The sequence below is a fragment of the Halalkalibacter lacteus genome (assembly GCF_036663595.1).
Classification (GTDB): Bacteria; Bacillota; Bacilli; order Bacillales; family Bacillaceae_D; genus Halalkalibacter; species Halalkalibacter lacteus.
On record NZ_JAWRVL010000034.1, the window covers coordinates 1 to 17,868 of the forward strand.

Genomic DNA, 17,868 nt, shown 5'->3' on the forward strand with positions numbered 1-17,868 from the left:
TACTATATCCATTTGAATAATCGGATTTAAAAACAAAAAAAACAGGCTGTTGAGAACACTTTCTCAACAGCCTGAAGAATGACCATGTATGTGGTCATTCTTTTTTTACTGCTATGTTGGAGAAAAAGTGTGATAAAATAGCTGTTACTGTTGCTTCATGAAAGTTTGAAGTGAATGAAGGTAATAAATAGTCATTGCGAAGGATCTAAGCTAATTTTATTCTTTTAAACATGATGAAAATAGGTAACAAAACCTAACCTTCTTTTCATTATCTCAAAGATAAAAAGGAAGCGATCGTAATTGGCTGAATTGGCTTTACAGATCATTATTATATGCAAAGGTAAAAGTTTCTATGTGAGCTCATCTGACATAGTTAGAGATTTTATATGGCAATATTCGATAAAATGAATCTGATGTAATTACTAATAAGCAATAATTTAAATATATCTTTTGAGAAATAACGATACCATACTATAAATAAGCAAGTAGATTATGATCTGGAGGGTTTCTAAGATGGAAAAGCAAAAGTTAGTCTTAATCGGAAACGGCATGGCAGGTATTAATTGCATTGAGGAAATCATAAAGACCGATCCTAACATGTATGATATTACTGTTTTCGGAAGTGAGCCACATTATAATTATAACCGAATTATGTTATCAACGGTTTTACAAGGGGATACAAAAGTAGAAGATATCACTTTGCATAATCGCTCTTGGTATGAGGAGCATCATATTCAACTTCATACAGGTGAGACGGTTGTAGAGGTTGACACAGATAAAAAAGTGGTACGAACTGATCAGTTTAAAGAGGTTTCTTATGATAAGCTAATCTTTGCAACAGGATCGAATCCCTTTGTCTTACCTATTCCTGGTGCGGATAAAGAAGGGGTCGTAAGCTTTCGGACTATAGAAGATTGTGAGAAAATGATTACTCTTTCAAAAGGTTATAAAAAAGCAGTTGTCATTGGCGGAGGGTTACTAGGGTTAGAGGCAGCAAGAGGATTGCTCAATCTAGGGATGAAAGTAGATGTTGTTCATATTGCCGAATATGTAATGGAAAGACAGTTGGATCAAGCAGCGGCCAACATGCTTCGTCAAGAACTAGAAAGCCAAGGAATGAACTTCTTGTTAGAAAAAGCAACCGAAGAAATTATGGGAGAATCCCGAGTTGAAGGGTTACGTTTTAAAGATGGTTCGATAGTTGAAACGGATGCTGTCGTTATGGCTGTGGGGGTAAGGCCGAATGTACAGGTGGCGAAGGATAGTGGAATTGAGACAAACCGAGCTATTCTTGTTAATGACTATTTGCAAACGAGTGAACCAGATATTTACGCTGTTGGTGAATGTGTTGAACATAGAGGAATGGTATATGGACTTGTTAAGCCGTTATATGAACAAGGTAAAATATTAGCTCAGCATATTTGTGGAATCGAAGCGAATGGCTATCAAGGGTCTACTTTATCAACCCAACTGAAAATATCGGGTGTCGATGTCTTTTCTGTAGGGGAGTTTCAAGGTGATGAAACAACGAAAACCATTACACAATACGATGAATTAGCTAATACCTATAAAAAAATTATTTTAAAAGAAGACAAAGTAATAGGATCTGTCTTATATGGAGACACAAAAGCGGGTAATAAGCTTCTCGAAATGATCAGTAAGCAGAAGGTAATTACTGACGAGGAAAAAATGATGATTCTGCAAGCATCTAGTCAGAATTCTCAAGTGGTTTCAATGGAACAAACAGACCTTATTTGTAATTGTAATGCTGTCACAAAAGGAACGATTATTGAGGCATGTCAAACAAAAGGGTTAACAACGGTTGATGAAGTGAAAAAATGTACAAAAGCATCTAGCGCGTGCGGCGGATGTAAACCGTTAGTAATGGATTTACTTTCGTATATTCAAAGTGATGATTTTGATGAAGTGATCGAGAAAGAGACGATGTGCTCCTGTACAACGTTAACAGATGAAGAAATTGTCACTGAAATGCAGGTGAGAAATTTGGGATCTGTTCATGAGGTGATGAGTGAGCTTGGATGGGCGAATGAGGAAGGCTGTTCAACATGTGTTCCGGCTTTGCAATATTATCTCGGAATGATTTACCCAGAATATGAAACAAAACAAGAATCTCTCTTTATTAGTGAACGGATGAATGCGACACTTCAAAGTGACGGAACGTATTCCCTTACCCCACAAATGTATGGTGGTGTAACAAGTGCAGAGGAATTGCGCAAAATTGCTGACGTTGTAGAAAAATACCAGATTCCAAATGTTGCGATAACAAGTGAACAAAGACTTCATTTATTCGGTGTGAAAGAAGAAAACCTTAAACCGATTTGGAAAGATTTAGACTTACCTTTAAGTAGCACGTATGGAAATACCGTGCAAAATATTAAAACTTGTATTGGTGAGACGGTTTGTAAATGTGAGAAGCGTAACGCCTTGGAGTTAGCTGTTAAGCTAGAAAAGAAAACCGAATATCTAACAACACCATATCGGATCAAAATGGGGATATCGGCATGTATGCATAACGGCGCTGGCTCAACAACGAAGGACATTGGGGTTATCCAATTTGATAGAGGATTTGAAATTTATGTTGGAGGAAGTAGCGGTCGAAACGCACGTTTGGGACAATTGCTTTGTGTGGCAGAAACGGAACAAGAAGTATTTGAACTGATTAGTGGATTCATTCAATATTATCGTGAAACGGCTAAATATGCGGAGCGCACGTGGGAATGGATTGACCGAATCAACCTGCTGCATATACGAGAGGTACTATTTGATCGTGATTTAAGACAGCAATTACTTGCTAACTTGGATCATGACTCTCGTCAAACTAAAAAAGTGTTGGAGAAAACCGTTACCTAAATAGATATGTCTAGATGCGACAAATAAGCTAGCAAAGGATGAGACACCTTGACTGAGATGTTATTACGATATTTCCGAACAAAACAAAAAGAAGCTGAAACGGAGAAAGTCTATGATACGCAATGTCCCTTTTGTAGTATGCAATGCAAAATGCAGCTAATTGAACAGTCGACCGTTACAAGAAAAAAGTATAAAACAGTTGGAAAAGATAACCCGACTTCTGAAGGGCGTCTCTGTATTAAGGGACTAAATGCTCACCAACATGCGATTCACACAGATCGAATTAAGCACCCTTTGTTAAAAGTAGATGGAGAGTTTGTGCAAATTTCTTGGGCAGAAGCAATAGAGGTTATAAAGGAAAAATTCACTTCCATTCAATCACAGTATGGAAAAAATGCGTTATCTGTTTATGGCAGTGCAACGATTACGAATGAAGAAGCCTATTTACTAGGGAAATTTGCGCGAGTCGCTTTAGAGACAAAATATATCGATTATAATGGCAGGTTGTGTATGTCAGCAGCTGCTTCAGCAGCCGCACAGACATTTGGAATGGATCGAGGCTTCACAAATACGATCCAAGAAATTCCTCACTCAAGGTGTCTTGTGCTTGCCGGAACGAATATTGCAGAATGCCAACCAACGATTATGCCTTATTTTGAGAAAGCGAAGGAAAACGGCTCGTTTATAATTGCGATTGATCCTCGTGAAACAGCAACAACGAAAATGGCTGATTTGCACTTGAAAGTAAAGCCCGGAATGGATGCACCACTTGCGAATGGACTATTAAAAGTGATCATTGAAGAGAATCTGATTGACGAGTCGTTTATCCAAGAACGAGTAAATGGATTTGAAGAAGTGAGAGACTATGTATCTTCATTAGATTTAGACGACATTGCTGAAATGACAGGGGTACCGGTTAGCCAAATAACCAAAGCGGCCACTGTATTTGGAAGAGAAGAATCTGGGATGATTTTTACTGCAAGAGGTGTAGAGCAACAAACAGATGGATCTACGTCTGTCCGTAATTTCTTAAATATTCTATTGGCTACTGGGAAAATAGGAAAGAAAAATTCAGGATTTGGAGCGGTGACAGGACAAGGGAATGGCCAAGGAGCAAGAGAGCATGGCCAAAAAGCAGACCAGTTACCTGGCTATCGTTCAATTGAAAATGACGAGCATCGCAAATATATTTCTGAAGTGTGGGGCATTAACGAAAAAGATTTGCCAAGAAAAGGAGTTTCTGCCTTTGAGATGATTCAGAAAATGGACGAAGGCGAAATTAAAGGCATGTTCCTAATGTGTTCGAATCCTGTTGTCTCGAATCCAAGTGCTGAATTTGTTAAGAAGGCAATAGAAAAGCTAGACTTTTTCGTAGCTGTTGATTTGTTTATATCTGAAACAGCTAGATTAGCAGATTTAATTTTGCCTGCGACTTCCTATTTAGAAACACCTGGTACGATGACGAATGTAGAAGGAAGAGTCACGTTACGAGAAGCAAGTTTTCCGGTAAAAGGAGAAGCAAAGCATGATTGGCAAATTATTTGTGAAGTAGCAGAGGCTCTTGGGAAAGGTGAACATTTCTCGTTCTCTTCTCCAGAAGAAGTGTTCAATGAGCTGCGTATAGCAACTCGAGGCGGAATTGCTGATTATTCTGGCATGACGTATGATCGATTGCGACAAGAAAAAGGGATATTATGGCCTTGTCCTGATGAGGATCATTCAGGAACTGAAAGATTATTTGAAACAGAATTTGCCCACGCTGATAAAAAAGCAGCAATGGTTGTCGTTTCAAATACTCCTGAAATTCCAAAAGAAAATCCGACTGAAGATTTTCCTCTTTACTTAACAACTGGAAGAGTAATGTCTCATTATTTAACGGGTGTGCAAACAAGAAAAAGTTCAACGTTAGCAGCACGCGAATTTGAATCGTATATGGAAATTCACCCATCAACAGCAGAAAAGTATCAGATTAAGGATAATACGTTAGTGAAAGTCGAGTCAAAACGAGGCAGTATTGTTGTTCGAAGCAAATGGTCGCAAACGATCCGAAAAGATACGGTGTTTGTTCCGTTTCACTGGGCAGATTCGCAAAATGTGAATCGGTTAGTATCGAAGAAACTAGATCCTACTTGTAGAATGCCAGGGTTTAAAGTGAGTGCAGTGAAAATTAGTCCAGTGGCAAATTAAAGACAACCTAAAAAAACAACACATGGGGTACTTGAGCTCCATGTGTTGTTTTTTCTATAAAAGTATCCAAAATTAGGGCGGAAATGGCTCCACACACACAGCGCGACAGCTCTATTCATTGCTTAGAGGTTGTAGTAAGCGAAAGGTTGATTAACATTCAGGATCAGTGTTATTCCTCGTGATGAAAGATTGAAACAAATTGCGGTTGAATGGTGTCGATATAATAATGTGGATTTTATAGAATGATGATTCGCAGTGACTGTAACTTAACAATGACGATCTGCAAATAAAAAACTGCCTCCAAAACTATTCATTAGTTTTGGAGGCGTGTTACGTTATCTAATGGGAGTGAGTACTATCTTCGATGTTTCTAAATTATAGAACGTAACCAAAAAGAGGGGCAAATGAATCTACACGCTGCACGCCTGCTACGTGAAGCCTAGTCATAGCAGGATCAAAACCAAGCAGCGGCTCCGCTCATTGCTTCGAAGTTGTTTCAAAAGGGAAAATGTCCCTTTTGTACAACATCTTATTGAACTTTCTTTTTCAAAGGTTCTACTTCAATTTCTGTTGCGTCATTTAAGACTGCTAGTTCATCAGAAGACATATAGTAGTCTTCTCCGAATGAGTTTTTTGGCTCTTCTAATGTGAAGAAGCAGATGACGAAGCTCACGAGAGCTCCCGATGCTAGGATAAAGAAAAATTGCTGTGGTGTCACAAATGTATACAAAGTCAGGTAAATTGTAGCACCAACATTTCCGTATGCACCCGCCATCCCGGCAATCTGACCTGTTACACGTTTCTTGATCATTGGGATAACAGCGAATGTTGCTCCTTCAGCACCTTGAATGAACATGGATGTAAGTACGGTCATCGCAACAGCTAAAACTAAAGGCCAACTAGAGTCCATGAATCCCATTCCGAAAAGTCCAAGAGTGATCCCAAACATATACACAAGCATAACGTTACGACGACTACCCATTCTATCTGATAGAATTCCGCCTAATGGACGGGCAAGTAGGTTAACAAAAGCAAAAGATGCTGCAATAAGACCCGCTTGCGACGCAGAAAGTGAGAATGTCAATTGAAAGAACATGGGTAGCATCGCAACGATCGCTAACTCAGCACCAAAATTAGCAAAATACGTACTGTTCAACGCACCAACATTTTTAAAGTTATATTTGTCGTCCTCTGGAACACCTTTTTTGAGTAGTGGAATATTCACTTTAAGGATCATGTAAATTTGGTAAACTAAGACGAGTCCAATTATCGCCCAGACAATATACAACGCTGTCTCTGAAACAAATCCTAAGCCTGATAGTCTCCAAGCGCTAATAGCTAATGCTCCACCAAGAGGAATCGTCCAGAGAATTAGTTGAGCCAAATCACCCCAGCTACTAACTTCTAATGCTCCTGATCGCTTAGGTTTAATAAGTGGTTTTCCATCAGGTGTATCTTTTACATTAAAGTAATAAACGAACCCATAGATGAAACAGATGACCCCAGTGAAAGCTAACGCGTATCTCCAGCCATCTTCACCGCCAAGCATCGTAAGGGCAAACCATGGCAGTAGCATTGCGGCAGCAGCAGAACCGAAATTTCCCCAACCTCCGTAAATCCCTTCAGCAAATCCAACACTTTTCGGTGGGAACCATTCAGATACCATTCGAATCCCGATAACGAAACTAGCACCGATACTACCTAACACAAGTCGAGAAATCATAAGTTGAACCCAACTATCTCCAAAAGCAAAGACAATCGCGGGAATCGACATTGTGATCAGGAGCGCGGAGTAGATTTTTCTCGGTCCGTATTTATCGAGTAAGGACCCAATTAGTACCCGCGCTGGAATGGTTAGAGCAACGTTACAAATACCGAGTGCAGCTATATGTTGTGGCGTTAACCAGTCCATTGTCTCAAGCATGGTTGTTGCAAGGGGCGCCATATTATACCAAGTGAAAAAAGAAACGAAGAAAGCAAACCAAGTGAAATGTAGAATCTTAATTCTTTCATTCTTAAACTTAAAAATTTCAGTAACTGTCATCGAAAAAAGCCTCCTTAAAAGAATCAATATTTCAAATACATTTTTTATTTTTACATTAATACATGCAAGTTGTCTGAAAATTCGATAGAAAATGTGACATAGTTTTTGAGTTGGGAAAATGTTATATATTGATTCTTTTCCATGTAATACTTGTCGAAATAGAGAGCTTTAGTCTAGTTTCTACTTATAAATAGAGAATATGGTGTCTCTTTATTAAAAAGTAAATTGTTTCTTTTATAGAGGAGATTCAATTTCACTAGTATTAGCTTAACCTATAAAAGATCAACGTCGGATTTTGTTCATTTCACCATTCACCAGAAACTTATAAAAGGTTCTTTTGAAGGGAGAGGAAAAAACATGTCAGATAAAGTGACATAATGTAACATGTATCTGAAATGTTGGTTTAGGATGAAACATATAATAAAAATAATTCTTTACAGTTACAAAAGGGGGAGTAATTAATGAATAGTGGAATGGTCTACTTTGTAGGGGCTGGTCCGGGAGACGTAGATTTAATTACTGTAAAAGGGAAGCGGGCTTTACAACAGGCTGATGTAGTCATTTTTGATCGCTTAATCAATCCTTTTTTGTTAACTGATGTAAAAGATGAGGCCAAGTTAATTTATTGTGGGAAGCAACCGTGTAAACATACTCTCAGACAAGAAGATATTCAGAGAGAAATCCTAATCCATGCTAGAAAGGGAAAAACCGTTGTCAGGTTAAAGGGCGGTGATCCTGCTGTATTTGGAAGAGTTGGAGAAGAGGCTGAGCTCTTAGCAGAACATCAAATTGCTTATGAGGTAATCCCAGGAATTACAGCCGGGATTGCGGCAACAATGTACTCAGGTGTTCCCATTACACATCGGAAGCATTCAAATTCCTTTGCGGTTGTAACGGGACATGGTAGCAAAGATGATGGTACACCGAAAGTTGAGTGGGAGCCTTTAGCAAAGGGAGTCGAAACAATTGTTTTTTATATGGGTGTGAAACATCTTAGGACAATTACGTCAGAGTTAATCAAACATGGGAAATCAAAAGATACAGCTGCTTTAGTTGTACAGTGGGGAACTTATAGCAAGCAGCGAACCGTAGAGGGGTCACTCGCTACGATAGCAAATAAAGTTGAACAGGCAAACATAACAAATCCTGCGATTATTGTTGTAGGAGATGTCGTAAAGTTACGATCGAAATTAGGTTGGTTTGATAACAAGCAACTAGCTGGAAAAGGTATTCTCATCCCTTCTAAAATAGAATCGAATCAAGAGTTGGTTAGAAGCCTTAAGAAAAACGGAGCAGATGTATATGAGCACAACTTACTCTCACAGTTTGAGAATATTGGCAGAGGACAACTACATCAAATCAGACAACTGTCCGCAGAGAATCAACTTGTTTTTCTCTCTTCTCAAAGTGTTTACACCTTTTTACGTGCTCTTGGAGAGAATAAATTAGATCTTAGAAAGATTGATTCTTCTATTTATGCAGTAGATGATACTGTTAAGACAACATTACAGATGATAGGGATTCAGTCTTCACTTGCAAGTAGATGTGAGTTACGATCGCCAGTTTTAATAGGGGGAGAGTTAGAGATTGAGAGTATGAGGCATGAATATCCTCAATCTTCAGAGGAGCTAGTCGTAAATAAACAAAAAGTGAGTCAAAAAGACATAGAAGCTTTTAGTAGATTAGTAGCAGAACAACATGTGAATACGCTTCTGGTAACGAGTCGCCAAGATGCCATTCAGTTTATAAAGTTTCTTGAATTGAGTGGGTTTGAAAAAAATAGTGTAGTTCATAATCTTAACGTTGTTTGTAGGGGCAGAGAAACAAGTCTTGTACTGAAAGCTGCTGACATACCTGTAAGAAGTTTCATAGAAAATGAGAATATCATGACTGTAATCAATGCAAAAGAAACGGTTTTAGCAGTGGAAAGGTAAGTTTGATGCTGTAGCAAAAATGATACTATCACAACCATAAAGGAGAGATTATTGTGAGAGAGAAACTAGTGCTAATTGGAAATGGTATGGCGGGTATTCGGACAATTGAAGAGATTTTAAAGAACGATTCCGATCGTTTTGATATTACTGTATTTGGGGAAGAACCACATCCAAACTATAACCGAATTTTGTTATCGTCCGTTCTTCAAGGGGATGCGAACGTTAACGATATTGTATTAAATGATTATAATTGGTATGAGGAAAATCAAATTGAACTACTGACAGGTGATCCAATTGTTAAGGTAGATACCGAAAAGCAAGTCGTCTACAGTCAAAAAGGAATCGAGCGTGCGTATGATAAAGTAATTTACGCAACTGGATCAAATCCATTTATGCTTCCTTTACCTGGGGCGGATAAAGAAGGTGTTATCGCTTTTCGTAATATAAAAGACTGTGAAACGATGATTGAAACATCAAAAAACTATAAAAAAGCCGTTGTAATCGGTGGGGGATTACTAGGTTTAGAGGCAGCACGTGGGTTACTAAATTTAAATATGGAAGTTGATGTTATTCATATCGCTGACTATTTAATGGAGCGTCAACTTGATGATCAAGCTGGTAAGATGCTAAAAGAAGAGCTTGAAGCACAAGGGATGACATTCCACTTGCAAAAAAACACAAAAGAAATTGTCGGTAAGAACCGCGTAGAAGGCATCCACTTTACGGATGGCACAACCATTAAAACGGATCTTGTCGTAATGGCAGTAGGGATTAAACCGAATGTTACTTTAGCACAGGAGAGTGGGTTAACGACAGAGCGAGCGATTGTCGTAGATGATTTTATGCAAACAAGTGCTCCAAATGTTTATGCAGTTGGGGAATGTGCACAGCATAGAGGAATTGCTTACGGACTTGTTGCACCGCTTTATGAACAAGGGAAAGTATTAGCTGCACATATTTGTTCAGAAGGTAAGTCACTCGAGCATGGATATGAAGGATCACTTGTGTATACCCAATTAAAAGTATCTGGTGTCAATGTATTCTCAGCAGGCCAATTCCAAGATGGCGAAGAAACAAAAGCGATTCGTGTTCATGATGAATTCGAAGGCATTTATAAAAAAGTCGTTGTCCAAGATAATAAAGTAATCGGAGCCGTTCTATTTGGAGACACATCAGATTCTACTCGTCTTCTTGGCATGATGAGAAGCGGTGAAGACATTTCTGGTATGAGTAAAGTGGCCCTTCTTCCATCAGAAAGCGGAGAAGCACAAGTAAGTCCAGTCGTTGCGATGGCAGATAGTGACAACATTTGTGACTGTAATGGTGTATCAAAAGGGGATATCTGTTCTGCTATCACAGAAAATGGACTGACATCGGTTGAGCAAGTGAAACAATGTACAACAGCGGGACGATCTTGTGGTGGCTGTAAACCACTTATCGCAGACCTCTTAACATTGACAACGGGAGAAGAAGTTGGAAATGCACCAGAACCAATGTGTGGTTGTACGGAACATACTCACGAAGAAGTGGTTGATCAAATTCGCGAGCTTGGGCTTACTCACCCTCGTGAAGTCATGAATGTGCTTGGCTGGGAATCTGATGAAGGGTGTTCGAAGTGCCGACCTGCTATTAACTACTACTTGAAAATGGTTGACCCAATTAAGAATGTCGATGATCCTACATCACGCTTCATCAATGAGCGTGTTCATGCAAATATTAATCATAACGGGACTTTTACAGTTGTTCCTAGAATGTATGGTGGTGTGACCAATGCCGACCAACTACGTAAAATTGCCGATGTAGCGGATAAATACAATGTTCCTCTCTTAAAAGTAACAGGAGGACAACGGATTGACTTGTTTGGAGTTGAAAAAGACGATTTACCAAAAGTATGGAGCGACTTAGGGATGAGATCTGGTTCTGCTTATGCCAAAGCCCTTCGTACCGTTAAGACTTGTGTTGGAGAGCAGTTCTGTCGTTTTGGTACTCAAGATTCCATTGGCCTTGGTATTGAACTTGAGAAAAAGTTTGAATACATTAATACACCGCATAAAGTGAAAATGGCTGTGTCAGCTTGTCCACGAAATTGTGCAGAGTCTGGAATTAAAGATTTCGGTGTTGTTGGTGTAGACGGAGGTTGGGAGCTTTACGTTGGCGGTAACGGAGGGGTTGACCTACGTGGGGGAGATTTGTTTTGTAAGGTAAAAACAAAAGAAGAAATTATTGATATCATTAGTGCCTTTATGCAATATTACAGAGAAAATGCGAGATACCTAGAGCGCACATCTCACTTTGTAGAGCGTGTTGGGTTAGACCTAATGAAGAAAGTTGTTCTTGAGGATGAAGTTGGTCGCAAGGAGTTAAATGAAAGAATGGACTTAGCTCTTTCTACTGGTAAAGATCCTTGGAAAGAAATCGTTGATAATGAAGAAAAGCAACAAGAGTTCAAAAAGAAAAAAGTAGAAATACATTCTTAATCGCAGGGGGAGAGATTATGAGTAAAGTTGAAACTACCAAAAAAGTAGAAGTAGCTAAGGTTTCGGACTTATCAATAGGGGTTGGACAAAGAGTCAACGTTGCAGGAGAAGAAATTGCTTTATTTAAGCAAAAAGATGGTACAGTAAGTGCCATTCAAAATAGCTGTCCTCATAAAGGGGGGCCTCTATCGGAAGGAATCGTAAGTGGGGAGCATGTCTTTTGCCCGCTTCACGATTGGAAGATTAATATGAAAGACGGGAAGGTGCAAGCACCAGATGTCGGCTGTGTGAAGAAGTATGATGTAGAAGTTAAAGATGAGGTTGTATTCGTCTTTGTAGATTAATTAGCTATAGGAGCATCCGCTTGCTTGATGAGCGGATGCTTTATCTATTTAAAAAAAGATCGGTTTTCAATAAAGGGAATCTGTTCAGTGGCTCTCTATATAAAGGAATATTTGTACAGGTTGGATAGGTCAAATTTTACTATGATTCCTAGCTCTTATTTGTAAGTACCAGACAATCTTCTATATAATAGAGGAAATAGACAAGGAAAGAAGGGAAAAGATCAAAATGGGATTAGATAGAAAAAAAATTGTCATTGCAGCATCAAGGAAAACAGATGAAATGAGCAAGTTAGTCGAGAAACAAAACGGAATTCCTTTCGTTCGTTCTCTGCAAGGAACTGTTTTTCTAGCAGATCAACAAGTGAAATCTGATTTACAAAAAATAGTGAATGAACAATATGATTGGGTGATTTTAACGACAGGTATAGGGACAAATGCCTTGTTAGATTTAGCAGATGAGTTACATATAAAAGATCAATTTTTAGAAATCATCAAACAAGCAAATGTGGCATCAAGAGGATATAAAACATTTGCAGCTTTAAAGAAAATAGGAATAAACCCGGATGTGAAAGATGATGATGGAACGGTTAAAGGGCTAATAAAATCACTGGAAGGCAATGATTTCACAGGAAAACGTGTTATTGTTCAGCTTCATGGAGAAAATGCACCAGCGCTCATAACGTATCTAGAAGAAGCTGGAGCAGAGGTTTTCAAGTTGTTGCCATACCAACACATTGACCCTGATCTTGAAACAGTGGAGCGCTTTTGCCAAGAGTTGTTTCAAACTAAAGTCGATGCAGTTTGTTTCACAGCTGCGATTCAAGTTCGGTCATTATTTAAATATGCGAAGGAAAAGGGATATGAGAAAAAGGTAGTCGATGCTTTTAGAAAGAACGTGCTTGCAGTCGCAGTAGGGAAAGTAACAGAAGAAGCATTACATGATGAAGGCATAGAACGAGTTGTAGCTCCAGAACTAGAAAGAATGGGTGCAATGATCATTGAAATGACGAAGTATTTTGAAAAGGAAGCGGCTAAGTAGTAGTTATTGAGCAAAAGAGAATCACTTCTCTTTTGCTTTTTTTTGCGTAGAAAGACCCAAAAGTATATTTAAATAATGATGAGTTGATAACTAAATCCAAGTTTACTTAGTGAGATCAGTAGAATTCTCACGTGTAAAATGTAAAGTGAATCTTCTTTAATGTGAGAAACGCAAGGAATCATTACTAACACAAAGTTAAAAGTTAGTAAATCTCCCTTTATTAGATTTGGAAATATTTATATGTTAAATTTTCTGACAATAATATTTACAGTGTGAAAAATCGTAGTGTATAGTAGACGGATAATTCAGACAAAATAAAACAAAGGAAGAGGTGCTTCATTTGCAGGCAATAATTGATTTTTTTAATGACTTTTTATGGACGTATGTAGTAATTGGTGGTTTGCTCGGTGCGGGGTTATATTTTACGATTAAGATTCGTTTTATGCAGTTCCAATCAATAGTTGAGATGTTTCGTGTTGTTACGGAAAAATCAAAAGATGTTGATGGAATGAAGAGTATAAGTCCATTTAAGTCTTTCGCTATTGGTGCAGCGACACGGATAGGTACAGGGAACCTTGCAGGGGTGACGGTTGCAATTGCATTAGGTGGTCCTGGTGCTGTTTTCTGGATGTGGATCGTTGCTCTACTTGGTGGTGCGACAAGTTTTATTGAAAGTACCTTAGCGCAAGTATATAAAATTAGAGATAAAGACGCATACCGAGGTGGGCCTGCTTATTATATTGAAAAAGGGTTAGGACAAAGGTGGTTAGGTATTATATTTGCAGTGTTAATTGCGATTACATTCGGTCTAATTTTTAACTCTGTTCAAAGTAATACTATTGCAGGAGCTTTTGATAATGCATTTGGCGTAAGTCCATGGGTGATGGGTGCCATTATGACAGTTTTAGCGGGAAGCATTATTTTCGGCGGTGTTCATCGAATTGCGAACTTCTCTAGTATCATTGTACCAATTATGGCTGTTGTATATATTGTTATTGCATTTGTTGTTGTGGTGATGAATGTTTCAGAGATTCCTGCTGTTCTTGGGTTAATTGTACGTAGTGCATTTGGTTTTGAACAAGCACTTGGTGGAGGTATTGGTGCAGCAATTATGATGGGTGTACGTCGTGGTCTCTTCTCGAATGAAGCTGGTATGGGGAGTGCTCCTAACGCAGCTGCGACAGCAAGCATTTCACACCCTGCAAAGCAAGGTTTTGTTCAAACTCTAGGTGTATATGTAGATACATTAATTGTTTGTTCTGCAACGGCATTTATCATTTTATTAAACACTGACTACCATTTAAGTGAAGCGGAAGGGATTCAGTTATTGCAAAACTCCCTGAGCTTACAAATTGGTGGATGGGCAAGTTACTTTATCGCTGCTGCAATTTTCATGTTCGCATTTAGCTCAATTATCGGCAGTTACTATTATGGTGAAACAAATATCGAGTTCATTAAAAAGAGTAAAGTAGCCGTTAATGTTTATAGAATAGCGACAATGGCATTTGTCCTCTTCGGATCTGTAGCAAGTTTAGGTCTCGTCTGGGATTTAGCTGATTTGTTTATGGCATTAATGACTGTGATTAACGTAATTGGAATCCTTTTATTAGGTAACATTGCCTTTAAGGTATTAAAAGATTATGAAGATCAACGAAAGCAAGGACTTGATCCTACTTTTAGTCCAAAGAAACTTGGGATTACAAACACGGAAGCTTGGGATGATGAAGGGAAAACCGATAAAATGGTTGGATAACAATCAATTGAAGATAGCTAGCTACTTATTTAAGTAGCTAGCTATTTTTTTGTCGATAAGTGAGTTATTTTTCAGGTGAACATGTGAGAATTTTGACGTTTTTTACGTGACTGGTTGTTTGATAAGACGTCCTGTATTTACGATTGTCGAACTAGTACTGTTTTTGCTGTTGGGATTCATATCATTACTTAACATTCCGTTAAAGTGTATAAAACAGTTAGTACAACGAAGTAACCGTTTTTTTTATGTAGTTATAAACTATGTATAAGGAAATAAGGGGGGATTTCATGTTCAAACAAATAGTCGTGGCATTAGATGGATCTGAGCAGTCTTTGAGGGCAGCTGAAAAGGCAATTGGATTAGCTAAAGTAAGCGGAGCGTATGTCTATGTGGTGTATGCAGTAGACGGCACAACCTCAAAATCTGATGTTTTAAGCACATGGAATTCGTTAGGGGTTACAGAAAAACGTAAAAAGAAATTTAAATATGTTGAACAATGTGCAAAAAAAGAAGGCGTGAGCTATGAAATGAAAATTGTTAGAGGTGAACCAGCAATTTCAATTGTCCATTTTGCACAATCGGTTGAGGCGGATTTAATTGTTATTGGAAGCAGAGGGTTAAATCAGTTTCAGCAAATGGTACTAGGAAGTGTTAGTCATAAAGTTGTGAAACGTGCAACCTGTCCGGTATTAATTATTAAATAAAATAGTGAGACATTTAAAGCTTTCTCTTTGAAAAGAAAGCTTTCTAAAGATGAATCCATAACAGTTGTCATCGTTCATGATAGTGTCAAGCTTACCTCGACTAATAATGTAGTATACTATTGAAAGAGATAGTAAAGGTGGTCGAGAAATGAAGATATCAAACAAGAAATTATTTATGATCATTTTAGGAATAGTTGCCTTATATGGGATTGGGTATTGGGTGATTGGTGATATTTTAACAAGATAGGGGAAAGAAGCAGCTCCTTTTAGGAGCTGCTTCTTTCGTGGGGGGAATGTTTCTGTCTATTTCCGAGGAAATTTGTCATATCACGTCCATTACAAACTCGATAACTGAGTTAAAAATGCTGTGGCAATTCCAAAATAAATAATTAAGGAAAAGATATCGTTTAACGTTGTAATAAGTGGACCTGAAGCTACTGCTGGGTCAACACCTAAACGATTTAATGTTAACGGAATGATCGTTCCAGCAAGTGTACCAACAATCAAAGTGATTAACAATGACGCACCAACAACAAACCCTAATATTAAACTGCTTTGCCAAACGAAAGCGATTAAGAAAATAAGCACACCACATGTAACGCCAATAATGAGCCCGACTTTTAACTCCCGAAAAATAAGTTTGATCACCGTTTTTCGATCAGTGTCATTTGTGATAATTCCTCTGACGACAACCGCAAGAGACTGAGTACCTGTGTTACCAGTCATTCCAGCAATCATCGGCATAAAGAAGATGAGAGCTACTACTTGTTCTAACGTATCCTCAAAGCCGCTAATAATACTTCCGGAAACGAGACCGATAAATAGTAATAAAACAAGCCATGGCAAGCGCCGCATGGAAGCAGTCACTGCCTTTGTATTGAAGTCAATCGCCTTCCCTGTTGCTGAAAGCTTTTCAATATCTTCATTTGCTTCTTGGATCACAACATCAATGGCGTCATCGACTGTAATAATCCCTTTTAAGACATTTTGGTCATCGACGACGGGAACGGCAATGAAATCATAGCGCTCAATCGTTTGAGCAACTACTTCTTGGTCATCTTCGACATGAACGGATACAACACGAGTAAACATTAAATCCTCAATGACCTCATGAAGATCAGCTATCAATAAATCACGATATGAAACAACGCCAACAAGCTTGCTTTCGTCGTTTATTACATAAAGGTAATAAATATTTTCTGAAAAACTAGCATACTCTTTTAACTTATCAACAGCTTGTCTAACGTTTTTATCTGCATGAATCCAAATAAACTGATTGGTCATGATCCCACCAGCGGTTTCAGCAGGGTAGCTCATTAACGATCGAATTGTTTTGGAATCCTCTTGTTTCATCGCATCGAGAAATTCTTGGATCCTGTCAACAGAAAGTTCATTTAATAAATCAGCAAGATCATCATTATCCATAAGATCCATAACTTTAGAGGAACGTTCAATCCCTAACTTGTGTAAGATCTCAATTTGCATCTTATTGTCAAGCTCTTGAATCAAATCAGCTATCTGAGAAGGTGTTAAGAACGTTAAAAATTTATGATGGTGCTTTTCAGGCAAGCCTTTGTAAAGTTGTGCAATATCATATGGATGTAACTCGTCAAGTAATTCCTGAAATGCACCACGCTTTGCTTCTTTCATATACTTGATCACAAGAACTAGTAACTGATCTTCTGTCATATTTGCAACCATTTTCATCACCCCACTCATTCTTACTTAGTTTACTTTACAAAAAATATGCGAGGAAGTAAAACGTCAGTTGAAAGTTATGGTGATGAATTCCTCTTAACAATGTTCACGTATCCATATATTTTCTTGATTACTAGTGCGTCTCTTCGAAAAATGAACCATAATTTTGAAGAGGTGGCACGTTCGCAAGGGATGAGCGCAGCTGGAATATTTCGGAAAGTGAATCTGCCATTTTTACAGCCAACAATTGGAGCAGGAGCGATATTAATATCTTTGTATGTGCTATATGCTAAAGAAATATTAATACGAAAAGAGCTAAATCTCACGTTAAGATTTAGCTTTTTTTCTCATTTTCGAATAATCTAGTAATTTCTTCATCAAAATAATTGACAATGAGAATCAATTTCATTTATTATTATGATAATGATTATCATAATAAGGGGTGTTATACTCATGTCTTCTTTGTTAATAGTTGGAGCAGATCGGTTAGGGTCGATTCCGAAGAAATTAGAAGAGTACGGTTTTGACGAGATTATTCATGTAAGTGGACGTAAAGTTCAAATGGTAAAGAAAGAAATACCAACTCATATTGACCTAGTTCTTGTTTTGACCGATTTCATTAATCATAATTTAACAGGCGTTTTAAAAAAGAAGGCAACGGAGCAGGCGATTCCAATTTGTTATGCGAAGCGTTCATGGTGTTCGATTTACCAAGCGATTGGAAAATGCGATTTCAGCTGTGAAAATCAAACGAATTGTCAGTTGCGAAGAAAGTAGATGAGTTGATCACTACATATAAGAATTAAAAGCATTTGTA

At 38.2% G+C, this 17,868-nt stretch carries 11 protein-coding genes and 1 pseudogene; 10 read left to right on the plus strand and 2 right to left on the minus strand.

From position 1 onward, the window contains the following. The first annotated feature begins 513 nt into the window (after positions 1-513). Positions 514-2,871: a nitrite reductase large subunit NirB gene (nirB, locus tag SAZ04_RS18470; RefSeq protein WP_332697984.1), complete on the plus strand. Its 2,358-nt coding sequence runs from the start codon at positions 514-516 to the stop codon at positions 2,869-2,871. Positions 2,872-2,919: 48 nt separating this feature from the next. Beyond that, positions 2,920-5,058, plus strand: a complete 2,139-nt coding sequence (gene nasC / locus SAZ04_RS18475) for an assimilatory nitrate reductase catalytic subunit NasC (protein ID WP_332697986.1) — start codon at positions 2,920-2,922, stop codon at positions 5,056-5,058. 529 nt (positions 5,059-5,587) lie between these two features. On the opposite strand, the gene SAZ04_RS18480 is transcribed toward nasC, so the two are convergent. Further along, entirely contained in the window at positions 5,588-7,102 is a 1,515-nt protein-coding gene (locus SAZ04_RS18480; RefSeq protein WP_332697988.1) for a NarK family nitrate/nitrite MFS transporter, read from the minus strand. A 461-nt stretch (positions 7,103-7,563) separates the two neighbouring features. On the opposite strand from SAZ04_RS18480, the gene cobA reads away from it, so the two are divergent. The 6 genes from cobA to SAZ04_RS18510 all read left to right on the plus strand — a co-directional run bounded on the left by cobA (position 7,564) and on the right by SAZ04_RS18510 (position 15,353). After that, complete coding sequence (cobA, locus tag SAZ04_RS18485) at positions 7,564-9,036, plus strand: uroporphyrinogen-III C-methyltransferase (RefSeq protein ID WP_332697990.1); 1,473 nt, start codon at positions 7,564-7,566, stop codon at positions 9,034-9,036. A gap of 50 nt (positions 9,037-9,086) precedes the next feature. Next, positions 9,087-11,513, plus strand: coding sequence for a nitrite reductase large subunit NirB (gene nirB, locus SAZ04_RS18490; protein ID WP_332698029.1), 2,427 nt, complete (start codon positions 9,087-9,089; stop codon positions 11,511-11,513). Between the two features lie 17 nt (positions 11,514-11,530). Further along, positions 11,531-11,857, plus strand: coding sequence for a nitrite reductase small subunit NirD (gene nirD / locus SAZ04_RS18495; protein WP_332697992.1), 327 nt, complete (start codon positions 11,531-11,533; stop codon positions 11,855-11,857). Positions 11,858-12,077: 220 nt separating this feature from the next. Continuing rightward, positions 12,078-12,896 (plus strand): uroporphyrinogen-III synthase, encoded by an 819-nt coding sequence (locus SAZ04_RS18500; RefSeq protein ID WP_332698031.1) that lies wholly within the window; start codon positions 12,078-12,080, stop codon positions 12,894-12,896. Positions 12,897-13,236: 340 nt separating this feature from the next. Next, positions 13,237-14,649 carry an alanine/glycine:cation symporter family protein gene (locus SAZ04_RS18505; protein WP_431309033.1) on the plus strand — a complete coding sequence of 471 codons (1,413 nt, stop codon included), beginning with the start codon at positions 13,237-13,239 and terminating at the stop codon, positions 14,647-14,649. Between the two features lie 287 nt (positions 14,650-14,936). Next, on the plus strand, positions 14,937-15,353 hold the full coding sequence (locus SAZ04_RS18510) for a universal stress protein (RefSeq protein WP_332697996.1): 417 nt from the start codon (positions 14,937-14,939) through the stop codon (positions 15,351-15,353). Between the two features lie 336 nt (positions 15,354-15,689). Here SAZ04_RS18510 and mgtE read toward each other — a convergent pair whose 3' ends face one another. Beyond that, positions 15,690-17,054, minus strand: coding sequence for a magnesium transporter (gene mgtE / locus SAZ04_RS18515; RefSeq protein WP_332698033.1), 1,365 nt, complete (start codon positions 17,052-17,054; stop codon positions 15,690-15,692). A 75-nt stretch (positions 17,055-17,129) separates the two neighbouring features. Between mgtE and SAZ04_RS18520 the strand changes: the two are divergent. Further along, positions 17,130-17,336, plus strand: a pseudogene (locus tag SAZ04_RS18520) (ABC transporter permease subunit); the annotation flags it as partial. A 168-nt stretch (positions 17,337-17,504) separates the two neighbouring features. Then, positions 17,505-17,828 (plus strand): DUF2325 domain-containing protein, encoded by a 324-nt coding sequence (locus SAZ04_RS18525; protein WP_332697998.1) that lies wholly within the window; start codon positions 17,505-17,507, stop codon positions 17,826-17,828. Positions 17,829-17,868 lie beyond the last annotated feature (40 nt).